Below are 18,221 nucleotides of genomic sequence, written 5' to 3' on the forward strand. Positions count from 1 at the left end.
GCCACGGTCAGAGCCACGCACTTCAACATCCAAATCACCGTCCGCCAAGTCGCGCATGGTGTTGGTTAGATTGGAGATATTGCCCGTGATGGAGCGAGAGAAGAACAGACCAACCAACATAGCCAACAGCATAGTGCCGCCACCAACCATCAGCATCATGTTGCGCATATCATCCACTGGTTTGTGAAGCGCTGCAAAGCTTTCCACTGCAACCATTGCCCATTTCACATCTGCAAATTGGACCGGCACAGCTTCAATGTGCATTTTTTGATCGCGATAAACACTGGAGATCCCTTGAGCGGGTTCACCTTCAATTGCCGTTTTAATCGCATCTGCCTCAAAACTCGTCACGAACTGATCTGGCTCTTCAGTGAAGCTGGAATCGACGCGCAACATGCCGTCTGCGCCGACCAACAAGGTTTCACCTGTCTCGCCGAGCCCTTTTTTGAACCCAACAAAGTTCGCGATCGTGTCAATTGGCACACCAAACGCAAGCACACCTGCTATGTTGCCTTTGGCATCAACAACCTTGGCGCCAATAAAGCTAGCCGCTTCGTCGCTATATGCAGCATAGGGCGCAAAGTCACTAAAGGCGACTTCGCCATCCGGCAGCTCCAACGCCTTTTTGTATAATGAATCCAGAGGGCTATTCGCTTCGATTCTGGTAGCAAAATCGTTCTTTTTGAATACTGAGTATGCGATGACACCATCTGCACTGATCAGCAGAATGTCTTTGTAACCAGCGTTAACAGCCTGTGTCGCTAGGCTTGGATGAATGCGCGAATGTGCGAAATCATAATTGGTGAACTGTTTGGCGGTATTTGCCAAATGGCGCTCGTTTTCGGCGTGGGGGTTGTTCGTTATAAACCCTTCCTGCAAAAACGCAGTGGGTTCTTTGTCTGCCTGTTCCCAGGTGCTGCGCAATTCGCCAAGCGTTCCCCCAAGAGCGGTGTCGCCGGCGGTTTTCAGCAAGTCAGTCTTCATGTTTTCCAGCAACTCAGTCATCGACTGCGCCCGAATAGAAGCGATGGTAGACAGACGTTGCTCTGCCATTTTGTTCACGGTATCTTCGCTTACGCTGTAACTGACAAGACCAACACCTAACCCAACAAACAAAGCCGCTCCCACCAACATCATTGGCAGCTTTTGCGAAATTTTGATCGTCGGTAGCTTTAAGAATTTAAACATTGAGCTTATCTCCGCCCTCGAACTTGCATTTGTGACTTTTAGCGTCGTTCACGCCAATTCGTTCAAACGCATTACCCCCGAGCGCTCGAACTATTCTTTTGGTTACCAAGTCTACAACGAAACATCTGAATCAAATCTAAATAGAAAAGCCCCTTTACAGAAGCAAAGGGGCTCAAAATTGGTACTTAATTGGACTATAACTTAGCTCAGAGCGCCAATTACTGCTTCAATCTTCTTTTTCATCGTGCCAGCATCGAAGGGCTTGATCACATAATTGTTCACGCCACAACTGATCGCTTCTTTTACTTGCTCTTTATCACCACGGCCCGTGGCCATGATAAATGGCATGGAAGACGTACGCGGATGTTTTCTGATCACTTTCAAAAGTGTCAGTCCATCAACGTCGTCCATATTCCAGTCTGAAATGATCAGGTCGACATTGGCAGATTCGAGCTTCATTAGCGCATCGCGCCCTGACTTGGCCTCGACAACGTTCTTGAACCCAAGTTGATTCAAGATAAACTTACAAATACCGCGCATGGATTGTTGATCGTCAACAATCAAAACGCACATCGAACTTGCTTTGGGCATTAGCTGATGCCTCTGGTTTGAGGATTCATATGATTCACTTTAGACGCAATCTTATCCATTAACAGTTACCAATCCTTCAATGATCTACGCAGCAGCTTTACGACGTTCCAAAGCGCTGATGAGCTTTGCAGCGATTTTTTCAACTGATAGTTCTTCATCAATTGCGCCCAATTCCATCGCAGCACGCGGCATGCCATAAATTAGCGCTGATGATTTACTTTGGCCGAACGTGCGTGCACCCGCATCGTGCAACAACTTCATGCCATTTGCGCCGTCTTTGCCCATACCGGTCAAAATTGCAGCAACAGCGTCCGCGCCAACTTGTTTGGCAACAGATTCAAACAAAACATCAACCGATGGACGATGACCAGAAACAACACCATCATCGCCAAGCCGACACTTTAACTGCCCAGATGATTTCTCCACCCGCAGATGGGAATCGCCCGGAGCAATATAGGCGTGCCCTGGCTTCAACACTTCACGTTCTTTTGCTTCAACAACTGTAAGCTCGCAGGTCTCATTGAGCCGTTGAGCGAAACGCGCGGTAAACCCGGCGGGCATATGTTGCGCAATAACAATCGGCGGCGAATCTTTTGGAAGGCCCGACAGAACTGTCTTTACAGCCTCCACACCACCTGTTGAAGCGCCAATTGCGATGAGCGCGTTGGACGAAACTTTGGCGCCAGTCGCGATTGGTTTGGTGGGTGCTGCATCACGCGTTGTACTTGGTTGACGCGCCATAGCACGTCCGCGCACATCTGATTGTGCTGCGGCAATAACCTTGTCACGCACCTCGCGTCCAAATTGCTCCAATCCGCCAGCCAAATCATGGCCAGGTTTAGCAACAAAGTCGACGGCGCCAAGTTCCAGAGCCAAAAGCGTTTCTTGTGCGCCTTTTTGTGTAAGGGTCGAAATCATGACAACTGGCGTTGGTCGCAAGCGCATGATTTTTTCCAAGAAGGCCAAACCGTTCATGTTCGGCATTTCAATGTCCAGCGTTACAACATCTGGGTTCAGTGTTTTGATTTTGCCACGAGCATCGATTGGATCACATGCGGTACCAACCACATGAATATCATCGCCAGCGGAAAGCAGTGACGATAACACTTCACGAATGAGGGCAGAATCGTCAACAACAAGAACTTTAATCATGCGGCACTCCGTGCACTTGCGCCAAGTTTGTTCTGATAAACGGTCTTGCCAACAAGCTTAAATTTGTCAGCGACCGAATTAAGGTTTTCCGAATGTCCGATGTAAAGAAATGCACCTGGTGCGAGCAATTCGCCCATACGGGTGAACATCTTTTCTTGTGTCGGTTTATTGAAATAGATTGCAACATTTCGGCAAAAGATCGCATCGAATGGGCCGCGCATGGGCCATGGTTCCATCAGATTGAGTGACTTAAAGGTCACCACTGATCTGGCATGATCGGGAATGCGCACATTGCCAGCACCGTCGCGATCAAATAATCTCACGCGCTCTGGAGAAAGGCCTGAAAGGTCGCCAGCTTTGTAGATCCCAGCTTTGGCCTTTTCAACAACGTCTGTGTCAATATCGGTTGCAAGGATTTTAAAATCCCAGCTTTTCAGTTTCGGGTGCGCGGCCAGAAGGCTCAGCGCAATCGTATATGGCTCTTGCCCGGTAGAGCAACCAGCGGACCACAAACGCAATCGTGACTTATTTGGATTGGCGGGGTCATTGACGATTTTGCCGATATAATCGTTCAAATGATCAAAGTGATGATCTTCGCGGAAAAAGCGAGTGAGGTTCGTCGTTAGGGCATTTATGAACTCTTGGATGTCGTCTGCCGACGCGCCACGTTCCAAATGCTCTAAGTATGCGGTGAAGGTGTCCAGGTTGAGACGACGGATGATTTTTGAAAGTCGCGAAACCACGAGCGTACGCTTGGCGTCACTCATTGAGATGCCCGCCAAATCGTATACTTTGTTTCTTACCGCTTCGAATTCGCGATCCGACAAAGAAATTTCACCATTATCCATCTTGCTGCTGGCCCCTGTGACACGCTCGACTACAAATAGACAATAGGGTTGGTCTTCAACCATAGTGTCTGCAACTCCTAATATCAGCCGCTGGTCAACATCCGCGGGTGTCAACCTGTACTGATAATCCCCTATTGTCGTCTCACTCCCCTTATTTTTGGTAAATGAAACGCAACTGGTGCAATTTAATAGGGTGTGCGGGCAGCACGAGCGGTACAAACCCAAGCAACGCAACTCCAAAATGGAGCCACCACCTGTTGCAAGAGATTAGTTTGCAATGGTTAATAGATGGTTGCTGCAAGCCGACGGCGTAAACCAAATGATAAGAAATTTCCGACTTAGAACAATTCGATATCGTCGTGCACTGCAACTGGCTTGTTTGCCTTGGAAATCTCGTCCTTGATCAGACCATCATTGACCGAGCTATCGAGATGTTTGACAAAAACTCGTCCCGGAACAGGTTGGAATACGACGCGCCGCGCAACCATGCCGCCAAGGTCTTCTGCCTCTGCCTTATATCCCTCAGCCGCCAAGAAACCACGTACGAAAGCGGCGTTCTTGGCCCCTACATCATCCATTTTCTGGTTGATGTTGCCGCCACCAAATACTTTAATTTCCAATTCCGAGCGTTGACCTGATCCTTGGGTGAGGACTTTGTTGATCAATTCTTCCATTGCGTAGGCACCATATCGGGCGCTTTCACCATATTTGTCTTTTGAACTGTCTGATTGAACCCCCAGCAAGAAGTGGTTCATACCACCAACGCCAGTGATTTTATCGCGAACACAGGCAGCAATACACGATCCTAACACCGTCGAAAAAGCCGTATCTGGCTCACCGGACACGTGACAATCACCTTGGTGCACTTGCACAGTGGACTGCCGTGGAATGTCGCGAGGGGATCTGATCGATGCTGACACTGATTCTTCCTGTTCTTATTTACACCTAACGTAGCAACAAAATTGTTAGTGAACTGCTAACCACAACGTGAACATTCGCTTTAATACAACAAAAGTGAAAGCACCAGTTAGGAAATGAGATGTAGATTGGACGGACTTGTAAAGGGGGAAGAAGCTTATGTCTTTGGACAAATTAGCTGTCGAACTAGAAGAAACAGCACGCCAAACAGCTGAAATGATTGATAAAATCAATGATAGCCTCGGCGTTTTGATGGATGGCAATCGCGGTTGTGAAGAAGCACGCAAGACTGCTATTCAGCAAATGCTAATTGCCTTGCAGGCTCAGGACAGAATCCAACAACGTTCTGACAATATTGCAAAAGCGGCTCGATTGATGGCAAAAGTCATCGACGACATTTCTGAGAATATCGAGCACAAAGACATATGGTCTGAGCTTACGCTTGACGAGTTGCGCAAGCCAAATCTATCCGGCATCGCTGGACGCGCGAAACATGACGACATTGAATTGTTTTGACTGCGGTAAATGCTTTTACCGCAGACAAAAGCCCGGTCTAGCCGGGCTTTTTTATTGTTTGAATTTTCGGGTTTAAGCGGCGCTTGTTAGCTGTCTTCGCCTGTTTGACCGACAACGGCTTCAAGATCAATCAAGCCAACCATGCGACTGTCATGCGTAACGATGCCGTTGAGCAATTCTGAATCCATATTCTCGCCCTCTGGCACCGCATGGATATCACTTTTCTGCACAGTCAAAATATCAGACACAGCGTCAACCAAAATGCCGATCCATTTTTCGCCGACCGCAAGTACCACAACAACATGTGTTTTTGTTGCTTCGGTTACACCGGCACCAAACCGGGCACGAAGATCGAAAATGGGGACAATCGTGCCGCGCAGGTTCACAACACCGCGAACAAATTCTCTTGTATTAGGCAAAGGTGTTGCACCATTCCATGCGCGGATTTCCCGAACAGTGGTAATTTCAACGCCGTAAGCTTGCTCGCCAATTGAAAACGCAATCAGTTGAATGGAGTTCGCTCCGCCAACTTCAAGATCGTTTTCATTGAGTTCAATGGCTTCCATGACTTCCTCTCAATCTGCTTTCGCTTAAGCCGCAGCGCTGCTGCGGTGATTTACGCGACTGGTTTTCAAACCTTGGACATCTACGATCAACGCAACTTGCCCGTCTCCTAAGATTGTACCCCCGGCAATGCCGTCGATACGCTCGTAGTTTTCCTCTAAACTCTTAATAACCACTTGCTGCTGACCAATGATTTCGTCGACAATGATCGCAAGTTTGTTAGTACCTTCAGCTTCACACAGCACCACAAAGCGGTCTTTTTCCTCAGCATCTGTGTGCATGGCAAAGCGTGTGGCCAGATCAACAACGGGCACATATTCGCCCCGGATTTGGAGCAAACGCGAACCGCTTGGCACTTTGCCAAATTCTGCCCGGCCAGCCTGAATGGTTTCAACGATTGAGGACAGCGGCACAACATAGGGGCAACCGGCCACTGAAACGAGCATGACATCCAGCACCGCCAGCGTGAGCGGCAGTCTTAGGGTCATGCGCGTGCCGCGCCCAGGATTGGAACGCACGTGAACAGAACCACCAATTTTTTTGATGTTCGAAAGAACCACGTCCATGCCAACGCCACGGCCCGAAAGGTCAGAGACCTCTGTTACAGTGGAGAAACCTGGCGCAAAAATCAGGTTGTCGATCTGTTCATCGGTTGGTGTTTGATCTGGTGCAACCACGCCTTTTTCTTTAGCGAGGGCAAGCACCCGTTCACGGTTAATACCGCCACCGTCATCTTCAACAATTATCAAGATATTTCCGCCCGCTTGCTCAGCAGACAGTGTAATAGTTCCGGTTTCAGGCTTGCGACGGCTGGCGCGTTTTTCAGCGTCTTCAATACCGTGGTCTGCTGAATTGCGGATCATGTGGGTCAATGGATCAGACAATTGCTCAATAACAGTTTTGTCGATCTCGGTGTTTTCACCCACCATTTCAAGTTTGATTTTCTTACCCGTTTTACTTGCCAATTCACGCACCAAACGTGGCATACGTGAGAAGACTGATTTCACGGGTTGTGCTCGGATCGCCATGACGCTGTCTTGCAATCCGCGCGTTGTTTGCGCCAAAACCTCAATGCCGCGCACAAGTTCTTGGTACTTGTCGCGCAGGGTCTCATCCATCTGTTGGGTGAGCATTGACTGGGTGATAACAAGTTCCCCGACCATATTTACAACACGGTCGACTTTGTCCAAGTCTACGCGAATTGACTGAACTGGTGGCTTGCTGTCTGTCGCTTTTGGCTTTGCTGTCGCACTGCCAAAAGCTGGACCTTTTGATGCCTCAGGTTCGGGTGTTTCAATTTTTTCTGGAACTGGTGCAGCGGCTACGACGGGCTCTTCTTTTGGCGCAGCTGCAGCTTTGGCAGCAGCAACCTCTTCAGCTGAAGGTTCAACTTCAGGCACTGGCTCGGCGGCCATATCAACACCAAGTGCGCCGGCCAAGTCAGCAAAACTTGGAGCGTCGTCACTCGCTTCAGGGGCAGCCATGTCTACAACATCATCAAGCTCTTGTGTAGGTGCGGGTGAACTTTGAGGCGTTGGTGCGTAGTCTGCCGAACCAATTTCACCAACTAAGATTGAAGTCTGTCTTTCGCTCAACACACCTGGAGGTGTGACTTCAATTTCACAATCGCCTTCAACAAACTCAAATACTTCGCGAATACGCTCTTCGGTAACATCATCACCTTTAAGGGTAATGACCCATTGGCAATAAGGCTGGAAGGGCTCAAAGTCATTAAGCTCTGGAATTTCACGAATATCTGCGTTCACTTGAGAATCGCCGACAATCGACAATTCGCGGAACAAAAGAAGCGGATCATTTGCACGTTCAAACAGGGCAGGAAGCGGGGTAAACGTTAAAGTCCATGCGTCTGCAGCGGCGCCAAATTCTGGCGCGCCATCGGTGCCGTCGCCGGCAAAAACCACGTCAGCGTTTGCCAAATCATCTTCTGCATCACCAAGCGCCGCATCCAAATCACCGTCAGCAATCAGATTTAGGGGAGGATTTTCAAAAACATCCTCATCTTCGGCCAAATCTGCACCGCCAACCATGACGGGTGTAAACTCAATGTCGAAATCTTCTGGTTCTTCTTCTTCCGCACCATCTGGATTGCAGAGCGCTTCAAATTCGGCTTTTTGCTCGCCGCCATAGCCCTCTTCAAGCTCGCGACCATCTTGCGCTGCTGACACAAAGTCCGCAACCAAATCACTAGAACGAATGCAAAGCGTTAGAACTTTTGGGTCCAGCTCGATGCGGCCATCGCGCACGAAATCCAAAAGCGTTTCAAAGCTGTGCGCGAATTTCACCAAGCCCGTGAACCCGAATGCGCCAGCACCACCTTTTATCGAGTGGATCGCCCGAAAAACGGCATGAAGTCGCTCAGGATCTTTGTCGCCCGCTTCGATTGCGAGAAATTGCTCTTCCAATTCGGCAAGCAGCTCGGAACATTCGTCGAAGTAGGTAGCCTTAAATTCGTCAAGTTCGCTCATGGCACATCCAACGCAACACGGGTTTATATTTTAGTGTGAGACCTTTTTGATCACGCTCAACAGCTTGTCCGGATCAAAGGGCTTCACAATCCAACCTGTTCCACCTGCAGCACGACCCTGGTCACGCTTGTCTTGGCTGGTTTCGGTTGTCAGAATTAGAATTGGCAAACTCTGGTACTGGCCAGAAGCTCGCACGTTTTTGATGAATTCAATTCCGTCCATTATCGGCATGTTGATGTCGGTAATAACGACATCGACATTCTCAGCGCCCAAAACATCAAGTCCTTCTTGGCCATTTTCGGCCTGTAGAACTTCATAACCTGCGCCAGCCAGCGTATGCTGAAGCATGGCGAGGATTGTGCGAGAGTCATCGACAGTGAGTACACGCATAAACTGACTATCCTTTCATTAACGGTGCAAAAGCGCTCTCCAAGCCCAAGGTCTCAAGGGCATTGGAAAAATGTTCGCTGGGCGCGCTCAGCAGCAGCTGATAATTATGGTTGGTTGCCGTTTGAGCGGCGCTCAACAACATAAAGAGAGCGTTTGTTGAAACGCGTTCAACATTTGCTAGATTGATTTCGAGGTTGCCAGCATTGAGCGCCTCGAGCATTTCTTCACGCATCTCATCAACAGCCCCGATGTCTGCGATGGCTGGTAGATCGATTTGCTTGGTCGGTGTGTCAGCCATACTTGGCATCCCCTGAAATACACGATTCATTCCAGCGCAGTTTCACCGGGAACTGTTTAAGAATTCCTAACCATATTGGAAGAAGGCGTATTAACCTTACGCTTCTTGCAGATTTTGACCTTGTTCACCCCACTATTGCTTCACGCAAATCACAAACCTATCTTTAAACGCACACAGCGAATCAATGTCATCGACCAAAGCGTGGATGTGTGGAACTGTTCTGGAGAAACGATGCGATATATTTCTAGCGTTGAAGAACTTGGCAATATTTACGGACAACCCAGTGCCCCTTCGCTGGTCAAAGAGATTGATTATATCGCTGATGTCTATGCCCAATTCATCGAGCTCTCGCCGTTTGTGAGTTTGGCGACGGTTGCACAAGAAGGGATTGATTGTTCCCCTAGGGGAGATGAACCTGGTTTTGTGCGGATCGCGGATCGACGTACCCTCATCATGCCGGACCGCCGCGGCAACAACCGCTGCGATAGCCTGCGCAATATTGTTCGCGACCCACGCACTTCATTTATGTTTTTAATACCGGGCAGCAGCACCGTTCTTCGGGCGAACGGCAGTGCACGTGTTTGCATTGAGCCTAACCTATTGGCTTCCTTTGAAAAGGAGGGGAAGCGACCTCGTTCAGCCATCGTTCTGCAAGTGGAAAAGGTCTATTTTCAATGCGCAAGGGCGATCATGCGCGCGGGCCTTTGGCAAGCGGATGCCCAAATTGATCCCGGCAGCGTACCCTCGCCGGGCAAAATGCTATCAGAACTGACAAATGGGGAAGTTGGCGGCAAAACCTATGATGATGAATGGCCCCAACGCGCAAGCAAATCCATGTGGTGATGGGCACTGGATTAGTAACAGATGGCCCCTTCTGGTCGGCCCAACAGGAACCCCTGCACGCCACAATCGCCTACTTCTGAAACGAAATCGAGTTGAGCTTGCGTTTCCACCCCTTCAACAATCACGCGAATATCGTTGTCACCGAACCCATGTATTGTTGAAATGAGCTGCTGTTTTCCCCTGGCGGTTCCAAGCAGCTTTTTGAACCACGCTCCATCTATTTTTACCACATCAGGCCGCAACCGCGCTACGCGTTTTTGATCCGAAAAGCGCACGCCGAAATCATCAACTGCAACTTTTATGCCATAGGACTTGAAGCAATCGATGACATTTGCGAACACCTGATCATCTTGGGTTTGCTCCTCGATCACTTCGCACACAAATTCTGCTGGGTTAACCCCGAGTTCACGCATGCGCTCGACCATAAACCCTACTTCGTATTCGGCTTGTTTCACGTCCACATAGGTCGCAGGGTCAAGATTGACAAATAGCAGTTGGCCGGGCTGCTTCACCATATGAAAATTGGAAATATGGATGGCGCGGCACATCCATTCAATGAAGAATCTATCTTCAGGTGGCACAATTGCAAAGAAGTCCAATGGGGAGAGTACCCCCCCTTGGGTGAGTATCCGGACCAGACCTTCATGGCCACAAGGCGGACCATTGAGATCGCTGACACAATAAATGGGCTGGAAGGCGGAGTTTAGTTGGAATTGACCATATCTGCCCGTGCGCCACTCATCATGATAAAAGAGCGCATCATCAACAAACCTTGGTCGTGAAACCCGCAACGAATTCCTCCCCGAATCTTTTGCCATATCTTCATACGCGGTTTCAACTAGTTGGACAAGAAGAAGCAGAAAAATCAAACAAAATCAGTGTTTTCCTGCAAGGGTTTGTTGATGGCAATTGTGGCCGAGAGCAATAGAATGAGCAACGCACTTGAAACAAACAATGTGGTGTAAGTGGCAAATGTCAGAATAAGGCCACCGACAATTGGTCCCGCGACTTTGCCCAAATTTCGGATCGTGCCAAGAAGTCCCATGCCCAAACCTAGGTCTTTGTCGGGCAATTGCAGGCTATAAAGCGCAATGATTGTGGGCAGCACGACACCAAGGGAGCCCCCCATCAGCATAGCGATGACTAAAAACTGCGGGCCTGTAGTTGCAAATGGCAAAATCAAAATAGTCCCACCCAAGAAGCATAGGGCTGCTGACAAAACTGGCCGTAAACCAAACCGGTCTGCGAGTTTTCCTCCGAAAGGACGCGCCAGCAGATTTGCGCCCTCTTGGATCGAGAAGAACAGGCCGACGGTCAAAAGATCGACACCTAACTCTAGGTGCGCATAAATGGGCAAGAAGGCTTTTAGAGCATAGGTTGAAATGTAAATGGTCATTTCCATGGAGCCAGCAAACCATAAAACGGGGACTGAAGCAGCGCGTTTTGCGGTGTATAAAAAAGCTCCGATTGGGTTTTGAGTTCGCAGCACGCCTTGCGCCTTAGGTTGGATTTCTTGCAACGCGAGCACAGGCAAAAAGGCCAACAAACTGATGCATCCAATTACGGTGAATACAGCGGCAGGGTCTATCCAGGTGAGTGCCCATGCGGCGGCTGTTGGCGCAATCAGATAACTACCCGATCTTGCTAGACCAAACCAACCTTGACGCGTTGCTCGCTTTTCCAGCGCGAGCGAAGCGACATAAGCAAGCGTGACCGGACCAAAAATCGCGGTGGCCAAACCATGTATCAACCGCAAGGCAAACAATTGCTCGGGGGTTTTGACAAACCAATAAAGAAATGGCGTAACCGCAAAAACGCCAACACCAATCAACATCCACAAACGACGCCCAGACCTGTCCGACAAATAGCCGAAAATTGGCTTGAGAAAGAGACCTGTCATTGTGGAAACCGAAACAATTAGCCCCAAAAAAACAGACCCAGCGCCCAAGCTGGCTGCAAATAGGGGCAATAGGGGCGACTTTCCCATCTGGTAGGCCGTGCGAACCAGAAAATCAGCTGAAGCCACTCGCCATAGGTTTTGGTTCACCTGCGCGTTTTGTTTCATATGGAAATGGCTTTAATTCCCGCCTCTTCAATGTCAGTGTTGAGCTTTGTGATGCCACCTTTTGTCAGCGCGGCGAGTTTTTCCAATTGCACGTCGACTTTGGCCCGCACGTCTTGGCTGACTGCAATGGCTTGGCTGGTTGGCGCCGCATCAGCAATTGACATAACCCACGCCAGTTCTCCCAGCGTATCGTCCAAGCCAGCAGCATGGCGCAGCACATCGCGCGGCGTCTCTTTGAACCGATTCACCAACACCTCTTCGATTGCGGTTAGCTGGTCGATTGCACTTTTGGCCTCGGCTTGAATGTGCCCATGGTTTGGCTTGAGTTTCTTGTCCAACTGTTCGAGCTGTTGACGCAACGCACGCAACTGATTCACCCCTTTGCGCAACCGATCTTGAGTTTCATGCAAACCCAACAACTCAGCATATTGCGCATCGAAATCGTCCTGGGTGGTTTGCAAGCGAGGGTCTTTAACAATTTTGAACGGCTGCTCGAGCTTTGCGCCTTCCGCATCTAATTCTACAAAATAATCACCAGGGGAAACCTGTGGACCGCGTCCGTCGCCCGATTTGGCCAATGGTTCATATGGTTTGTGGATCAAAGCCGGGTCAAATGGCGTTGGTGCGTCATGGTGCAAATCCCACACAAAACGATTTAAGCCCTTTTGTGTTTTGATTTTTCGCTTGGGTTTTTCATCATCATTATTGGTGAATTTGGCAATCACTTCGCCTTGGTGATCGCGAAACAAAAGTGCGACATTGCCTTCTGGTTCTTCGTCAAACCAATAATATACAATAGCGCCATTTGGGGCATTTTCACCCACATCCAAGTGCACATTGCGTGTGGTGCCATCGCTTTGTGGTTTGTGATAGGTGGTGCCGCCAACGCCAAAGGCAGGACTATAATTTTTCCCATCACCGTCAAAAACACCTGTTGCCCAATGTAGTTTTTGCCGAATGGTATCACGGGGCTTAAACAGCATTTCACCGTGGGTAACATCGTGTTTTTTCGCCATGTCGCGCAGTGGCGAAATATCGTCAGCAATCCAGAACGAGCGGCCATGGGTCGCCACCGCCAAATCCTCGTTTTTGATCTTAATGTCATAGACGGGCACAACGGGGAAACCACCCTGCATGCGCACCCAATGGGCACCGTCGTCAAGCGAATAGAAAATGCCTGTTTCCGTGCCCACAAACAGTAAATCATCAGAAATTGGGTCTGAGCGCAAAACGCGGGTTATCTCGTTGGTCGGGAAATCGCCATTGATTGACGTCCAGCTTTTGCCGCTGTCATTGGAAACAAAAAGATAGGGTTGATAGTCATCCAGCTTGAACCGCGTGGCGGCCACGTAGATTTTGTCCGGGTTGTGAGCACAGATTTCAATGGAACCAATATAGGCCAATTCGGGCAAGGCTTTTGGGGTTACATTTTGCCAGTTTTTGCCACCATCTCGGCTGACATGCACCAAGCCATCGTCGGTGCCAGCCCACAGCTCACCTTGCCGATGCACAGATTCAATGAACGTGGACAGTGTCGCGTAGGTCTCTGCCCCTGCACTATCGCCGGTCAAAGGACCGCCTGAATAGTCGAGTTTGTCTGGATCGTTTAGACTGAGATCGGGGCTGATCACCTCCCAGCTTTTTCCCTCATTTGTCGTCTTGAAGACGTGATTTCCCCCCGCATAAATCACATTGCTATCATGTGGAGAGAAATGAATGGGGAATGTCCAAGCAAATCGATATTTTAGGTCGCGCGGGCGATAGCCTGTGTTTTCTTCCGGCCAAACGCTAATTAACTGACTTTGCCTTGTGCGGTGGTCGTATCGCTGTAGCGCACCGCTGCCGCCCGGAGACGACCCCACGGCGCCAACATAGACAATGTTCGGATCTTCTGGATGTACAGCAATGTACCCGCTTTCACCCGTGCCCGGATAGGTACAATCGCCGATGGTAATTGCGCCCCATTCCGTTGATGAAGGCACCGAAATTGAGGTGTTATCTTGCTGGGTTGCATAAAGCCGATACGGATATTGATTGTCGATATCCATACGGTAAAATTGCGCTGTTGGCTGATTATAGATCGACGTCCAGCTCAACCCGCCGTTGAACGAAACATTGCCGCCACCGTCATTGCCCTGCACCATACGCTGGTTATTGACCGGATCGATCCACAAGTCATGGTTGTCCCCATGCGGGGTTGTGATTTCATCAAAGTTTTTGCCCCCATCAGCAGATTTCCACATTTGATAATTGGTCACATAAACCGTATCTGGGTCCGTGGTGTCAGCAAACACGTGCATATAATACCAAGGCCGATGCAAAAGATCGCGGTTGGGGCTAACGCGCTCCCAACTGTCGCCAAAGTTCTCAGACCTATAGAGTGCGCCTTCAACGCCCTTTGCTTCCACCAAGGCCCATACGCGACCAGATTTGGCCGGAGAAATGGCAACACCCATTTTGCCAAGCATGCCCTTTGCAAATCCGGGCCGCTTTGTGATGTCTTCCCACGTGTCGCCGCCATCCTTTGAGCGGAATATTTTACTGCCTGGTCCGCCGCTTGAAAGGGTCCAGAAATGGCGGTGCGCTTCCCATGTGGTTGCGATTAAATGGCGTGGATTGTTTGGATCCATTGCAAGGTCAATCGCACCCGCCCCCTCACTTTCATGAAGGATGAGATCCCAAGTCTCACCTCCGTCCAGCGAACGATAAACGCCGCGCTCTTGGTTGGTGCCAAACGCATGGCCAAAGGCGGCAACATAAACGATGTTTGGATCATTGGGATGTACACGAATTTCGGAGATATGGCGCGTTTCTTCAAGACCCATGTGCGTCCAGCTGTTGCCCGCGTCGGTGGACTTGTAAACTCCGTCTCCATAGGAAACATCAATACGGATGGTGGTTTCGCCCATGCCCGCATAAATGACATTGGGATCACTTTGAGCGACTGTTAGCGCGCCAACCGTTGCGCTTTTGAAGTAACCGTCTGAGATATTTTCCCAATAGGTACCGCCATCGGTGGTTTTCCAAACCCCACCAGCGCAGGCACCAAAATAGAAGGTCATGGGATCATTGGGATCACCCGCAACAGCCACAACGCGTCCACCGCGTGGGGGGCCAATACAACGCCAATTTAGCCCGGAGCTCACCAGATCTTTGGCTCCAAACGGACCATTTGCTTGCGCGTTTTGATCAAAACTGTTCACGCCCACGAAACTTCCTCCCAAAACAACAAAGCTAAAGCAACTAAAGTATAGAGTCGCAGCCTGTCATTTTTTGCAAAAACAATCAAAGCTTTGGCGAAACAAAGAACATGTTTCGCGCCGAACACTATTCGCCGTTACAGCGGAAAAGTGGTTCAACCAATCCATGAATGCACCTTTAGATTGAATTGGCAAGCATCATTTTGCTGGATTGTAAGACATTTTTGTTCTTGAATTTTTTTGATCCTACGATAGTGTTTTGAAAAAAATAAATATTCCTGGGGAGGAAAGGCTATCAAGCCAGTATTGGACGTTACGGACCTAAAGACCGTATTCCACACTCAAGATGGCGTTGTGCATGCTGTAAACGGCATTAGCTTTCATCTTGAAGAGGGTGAGCTTTTAAGCGTAGTTGGTGAAAGTGGCTCAGGCAAAAGCGTGACAATGATGTCACTTTTGAAACTGTTGCCTATTCCACCTGCCGAAATCGCGTCGGGCAAAGTCATGTTTGACGGCAAAGACCTTTTGCAGATGGATCTTGAAGAACTGCGCAAAATTCGCGGCGGTCAAATTGGGTTTATTTTTCAGGACCCGATGACCAGCTTGAACCCGGTGTTCAACGTTGGCTTTCAGATTATGGAGCCCCTGATTGAGCATATGGGGCTAGACAAAAAGCAAGCCCGTGCCCGCGCTGTTGAGTTGCTTGAATTGGTGGGTATTCCAGGCGCTTCAGACCGTTTGAATGATTTTCCGCACCAGTTCTCTGGTGGCATGCGCCAAAGGGTGATGATTGCCATCGCCCTAGCGTGTGACCCAAAGATATTGATTGCGGATGAACCAACAACGGCCTTGGATGTAACCATTCAGGCGCAGATTATTGAGCTCATCAAAGAGCTGCGCAAAAAGCTGGGCATGGCGATTGTTTGGATCACCCATGACTTGGGCGTTGCCGCGGGCATTTCTGATCGGCTGCTGGTGATGTATGGTGGGTTTGTGGTGGAGCACGCTAAAGTTGGCGACCTTTATAAGCGCCCCTTACACCCCTACACACGGGCTTTGCTAAATACTCTGCCTGCAGAAGGAAGCGGTGAAACCCGCCTGCGTTCGATTAAAGGTTCGCCACCCAATATTGGTGCAGAACCAAAGTCTTGCCCCTTTGCGCCCCGTTGCGATTATGCATTTGAGCGCTGCCACAAAGAAAATCCGCTGCTCGAACGCATTGAGGGCGTGCACGATGTTGCATGTTGGTGGGATGTTGAAAAGGAGGCGCCACGTCATGACGGCTGATGCTGAAACTCTCGTGCGGGCCAAAAATCTAAAGGTCCACTTCCCGATCCATGCAGGCATATTCCGACGTCAAGTGGGCGCTGTGAAGGCTGTTGATGGCCTGAATTTTGATATTAAACGTGGTGAAACGCTGGGGTTGGTTGGTGAAAGTGGTTGCGGCAAGTCCACAGCCGGACGTGCCATGTTGCGCCTTTACGAACTGACTGATGGGCAAATCGATTTTGAAGGCGTCGATATCGCTGGGTTGAGCAAGAACGACTTGCGTGAAATGCGCCCACGGATGCAGATGATTTTTCAAGATCCGCAGGCATGCCTTAATCCGCGCATGACGGTGCTTGATATAATCACAGAACCTTTAGTGATCCATAATATCGGTACCCATAATACCCGCATCGAGCTTGCCAAGGAATTAATGGAATTGGTGGGCTTGGATGCAAGATATTTGCAACGCTATCCCCATAGCTTTTCTGGTGGCCAACGCCAACGCATAGGCATAGCACGCGCCCTAGCGCTGCGCCCGCAATTGCTCATTTGTGATGAACCTGTATCGGCGCTAGATGTGTCCATTCAGGCACAAATCTTGAACTTCGTGTCTTATGACCCTAATACAGTAATAAGTTCATCACCGCGTTGCCGGATTGCAGGCCGCGGATAATTCAGGAGCCGGACGCAAGCTATGAGCGCCACTGAGACAAACACAGCGACTAAAACCGCCACCGACCTCGATCTAGAGTTAACCGCACCCGATCCGGTGCCTGAGGTAAAGCCTGCCAATGCTGCGGGCTTGGTCCCTGTATCGGAAGAAGTGCAATCAAAGCTGGCGACAAAGGTTGATTCCTTTGTGGTCGATCTGATCAACGAAGATGCCAATTCGCCTGAATTCGGCAAGAAAGTTGATCAGCTGACCAATATGGGACGCAAGGAGATTGCCGCTGCGGCGGGCATGTCCAACCGCTTCCTAGATCGTCCGATCCGCGCGATGGACAAGGATGAAGGTGTGGGGTCAAACCTTGCCGAACTGCGCCGCGTCGTCGAAGATCTCGATCCAGGCCGCCGCGGCAAGTTAACTGGCCCTCGCAAATTTCTTGGAATCATTCCTTTCGGCAACAAGCTGACGAACTACTTCCGCTCTTACCAAAGCGCGCAAACGCATATTCAAGAGATCCTCGGCAAGCTCGGCAACGGCAAAGACGAGTTGATCATGGATAATGCCGCGATTGATGTCGAGCGTCAGAAATTGTGGGAAGCGATGGGCGATCTGGAGCAGATGATCCATATCTCCAAAACCCTTGATGAGAAGCTGGAAGAGAAAGCGGTTGAGCTCGATTCTACCGATCCGGCTAAGGCCAAAGCGGTTCGCGAGACAGCCTTGTTCTATGTGCGCCAGCGAACACAGGATTTGCTCACGCAAATGGCTGTAAGCGTCCAGGGTTACCTTGCGCTCGATCTGGTCAAGAAGAACAATGTCGAACTGGTCAAAGGCGTTGATCGCGCCAGCACGACCACCGTTGGCGCATTGCGCACTGCGGTGACCGTATCGGAGGCAATGACCAACCAAAGGCTCGTTCTCGGGCAGATCACTGCCCTCAATGAAACGACCGCTGGTATCATCGACAGCACATCAACCTTGCTGCGAGAGCAAACCGGCCAAATTCACGAACAAGCCGCCGCGAGCACAATCCCGCTGGAAACGCTGCAGCGTGCTTTCCAGAATATCTATGACACCATGGATGAGGTCGACACGTTCAAGATCCGTGCATTGGATTCGATGAAGCAAACCGTCGATACCCTGTCAGAGGAAGTAGAAAAGTCCAAAGGCTATATCGCGCGCGCCGAAGGCCAGAATCAGGCTTCGAACAAAGTTGCCGAATCCCA

General features: G+C 49.9%; 16 protein-coding genes and 1 pseudogene. 5 read left to right on the top strand and 12 right to left on the bottom strand.

All coding sequences use genetic code 11. The features are described 5' to 3' along the window. From Q0231_RS15870 to Q0231_RS15890, 5 genes and pseudogenes are all read right to left on the bottom strand, one after another. Positions 1-1,188: pseudogene (locus tag Q0231_RS15870) on the bottom strand (hypothetical protein); the annotation flags it as partial. 201 nt (positions 1,189-1,389) lie between these two features. Further along, complete coding sequence (locus Q0231_RS15875; protein WP_269392769.1) at positions 1,390-1,779, bottom strand: response regulator; 390 nt, start codon at positions 1,777-1,779, stop codon at positions 1,390-1,392. An 84-nt stretch (positions 1,780-1,863) separates the two neighbouring features. Beyond that, on the bottom strand, positions 1,864-2,931 hold the full coding sequence (locus tag Q0231_RS15880) for a chemotaxis response regulator protein-glutamate methylesterase (RefSeq protein WP_299349104.1): 1,068 nt from the start codon (positions 2,929-2,931) through the stop codon (positions 1,864-1,866). After that, positions 2,928-3,842 (bottom strand): protein-glutamate O-methyltransferase CheR, encoded by a 915-nt coding sequence (locus Q0231_RS15885; RefSeq protein ID WP_299349107.1) that lies wholly within the window; start codon positions 3,840-3,842, stop codon positions 2,928-2,930. Before Q0231_RS15885 ends, Q0231_RS15880 begins: the two co-directional genes overlap by 4 nt. Positions 3,843-4,117: 275 nt before the next feature. Continuing rightward, positions 4,118-4,699, bottom strand: a complete 582-nt coding sequence (locus Q0231_RS15890; protein WP_269392772.1) for a chemotaxis protein CheD — start codon at positions 4,697-4,699, stop codon at positions 4,118-4,120. 157 nt (positions 4,700-4,856) lie between these two features. On the opposite strand from Q0231_RS15890, the gene Q0231_RS15895 reads away from it, so the two are divergent. Continuing rightward, a complete protein-coding gene (locus Q0231_RS15895) occupies positions 4,857-5,213 on the top strand; it encodes a hypothetical protein (RefSeq protein WP_269392773.1) in 357 nt (118 codons plus the stop codon). 86 nt (positions 5,214-5,299) lie between these two features. On the opposite strand, the gene Q0231_RS15900 is transcribed toward Q0231_RS15895, so the two are convergent. Genes Q0231_RS15900 through Q0231_RS15915 form a run of 4 tightly spaced genes read right to left on the bottom strand, consistent with a single transcriptional unit; the run spans position 5,300 to position 8,951 of the window. Continuing rightward, complete coding sequence (locus tag Q0231_RS15900) at positions 5,300-5,779, bottom strand: chemotaxis protein CheW (RefSeq protein WP_269392774.1); 480 nt, start codon at positions 5,777-5,779, stop codon at positions 5,300-5,302. 24 nt (positions 5,780-5,803) lie between these two features. Then, positions 5,804-8,263, bottom strand: a complete 2,460-nt coding sequence (locus Q0231_RS15905; RefSeq protein ID WP_299349110.1) for a chemotaxis protein CheA — start codon at positions 8,261-8,263, stop codon at positions 5,804-5,806. Between the two features lie 30 nt (positions 8,264-8,293). Next, positions 8,294-8,653, bottom strand: a complete 360-nt coding sequence (locus Q0231_RS15910; protein ID WP_269392776.1) for a response regulator — start codon at positions 8,651-8,653, stop codon at positions 8,294-8,296. Between the two features lie 7 nt (positions 8,654-8,660). Continuing rightward, entirely contained in the window at positions 8,661-8,951 is a 291-nt protein-coding gene (locus tag Q0231_RS15915) for an STAS domain-containing protein (RefSeq protein WP_299349114.1), read from the bottom strand. Between the two features lie 231 nt (positions 8,952-9,182). On the opposite strand from Q0231_RS15915, the gene Q0231_RS15920 reads away from it, so the two are divergent. Next, a complete protein-coding gene (locus Q0231_RS15920) occupies positions 9,183-9,794 on the top strand; it encodes a pyridoxamine 5'-phosphate oxidase family protein (RefSeq protein WP_299349117.1) in 612 nt (203 codons plus the stop codon). Positions 9,795-9,805: 11 nt separating this feature from the next. Here Q0231_RS15920 and Q0231_RS15925 read toward each other — a convergent pair whose 3' ends face one another. The 3 genes from Q0231_RS15925 to Q0231_RS15935 form a co-directional block, all read right to left on the bottom strand. Beyond that, a complete protein-coding gene (locus Q0231_RS15925; protein ID WP_299349120.1) occupies positions 9,806-10,585 on the bottom strand; it encodes an EAL domain-containing protein in 780 nt (259 codons plus the stop codon). Between the two features lie 74 nt (positions 10,586-10,659). Then, positions 10,660-11,859, bottom strand: a complete 1,200-nt coding sequence (locus tag Q0231_RS15930; protein WP_299349123.1) for an MFS transporter — start codon at positions 11,857-11,859, stop codon at positions 10,660-10,662. Continuing rightward, positions 11,856-15,062, bottom strand: coding sequence for a hypothetical protein (locus Q0231_RS15935; RefSeq protein ID WP_299349126.1), 3,207 nt, complete (start codon positions 15,060-15,062; stop codon positions 11,856-11,858). Before Q0231_RS15935 ends, Q0231_RS15930 begins: the two co-directional genes overlap by 4 nt. 303 nt (positions 15,063-15,365) lie before the next feature. Between Q0231_RS15935 and Q0231_RS15940 the strand changes: the two genes are divergently transcribed. The 3 genes from Q0231_RS15940 to Q0231_RS15950 all read left to right on the top strand — a co-directional run. After that, positions 15,366-16,346 (top strand): ABC transporter ATP-binding protein, encoded by a 981-nt coding sequence (locus tag Q0231_RS15940; protein ID WP_269392782.1) that lies wholly within the window; start codon positions 15,366-15,368, stop codon positions 16,344-16,346. Beyond that, the gene (locus Q0231_RS15945; RefSeq protein WP_299349129.1) at positions 16,336-17,001 is read left to right on the top strand and encodes a dipeptide/oligopeptide/nickel ABC transporter ATP-binding protein; all 666 of its coding nucleotides are present in this window, start codon (positions 16,336-16,338) and stop codon (positions 16,999-17,001) included. Before Q0231_RS15940 ends, Q0231_RS15945 begins: the two co-directional genes overlap by 11 nt. 21 nt (positions 17,002-17,022) lie before the next feature. Continuing rightward, a partial coding sequence (locus Q0231_RS15950; protein ID WP_299349132.1) for a toxic anion resistance protein occupies positions 17,023-18,221 on the top strand: 1,199 nt, incomplete at its 3' end.

Origin of the sequence: uncultured Maritalea sp. (genome assembly GCF_937139385.1) — a bacterium.
Taxonomy (GTDB): domain Bacteria; phylum Pseudomonadota; class Alphaproteobacteria; order Rhizobiales; family Devosiaceae; genus Maritalea; species Maritalea porphyrae_A.

Bases quoted from the DNA above. Each gene is read 5' to 3' on its own strand.
- Q0231_RS15920 (WP_299349117.1), top strand. From the start codon at position 9,183: ATGCGATATATTTCTAGCGTTGAAGAACTTGGCAATATTTACGGACAA.
- Q0231_RS15945 (WP_299349129.1), top strand. From the start codon at position 16,336: ATGACGGCTGATGCTGAAACTCTCGTGCGGGCCAAAAATCTAAAGGTC.
- Q0231_RS15900 (WP_269392774.1), bottom strand. From the start codon at position 5,779: ATGGAAGCCATTGAACTCAATGAAAACGATCTTGAAGTTGGCGGAGCG.
- Q0231_RS15905 (WP_299349110.1), bottom strand. From the start codon at position 8,263: ATGAGCGAACTTGACGAATTTAAGGCTACCTACTTCGACGAATGTTCC.
- Q0231_RS15910 (WP_269392776.1), bottom strand. From the start codon at position 8,653: ATGCGTGTACTCACTGTCGATGACTCTCGCACAATCCTCGCCATGCTT.
- Q0231_RS15885 (WP_299349107.1), bottom strand. From the start codon at position 3,842: ATGGTTGAAGACCAACCCTATTGTCTATTTGTAGTCGAGCGTGTCACA.
- Q0231_RS15875 (WP_269392769.1), bottom strand. From the start codon at position 1,779: ATGCCCAAAGCAAGTTCGATGTGCGTTTTGATTGTTGACGATCAACAA.
- Q0231_RS15895 (WP_269392773.1), top strand. From the start codon at position 4,857: ATGTCTTTGGACAAATTAGCTGTCGAACTAGAAGAAACAGCACGCCAA.
- Q0231_RS15915 (WP_299349114.1), bottom strand. From the start codon at position 8,951: ATGGCTGACACACCGACCAAGCAAATCGATCTACCAGCCATCGCAGAC.
- Q0231_RS15930 (WP_299349123.1), bottom strand. From the start codon at position 11,859: ATGAAACAAAACGCGCAGGTGAACCAAAACCTATGGCGAGTGGCTTCA.
- Q0231_RS15880 (WP_299349104.1), bottom strand. From the start codon at position 2,931: ATGATTAAAGTTCTTGTTGTTGACGATTCTGCCCTCATTCGTGAAGTG.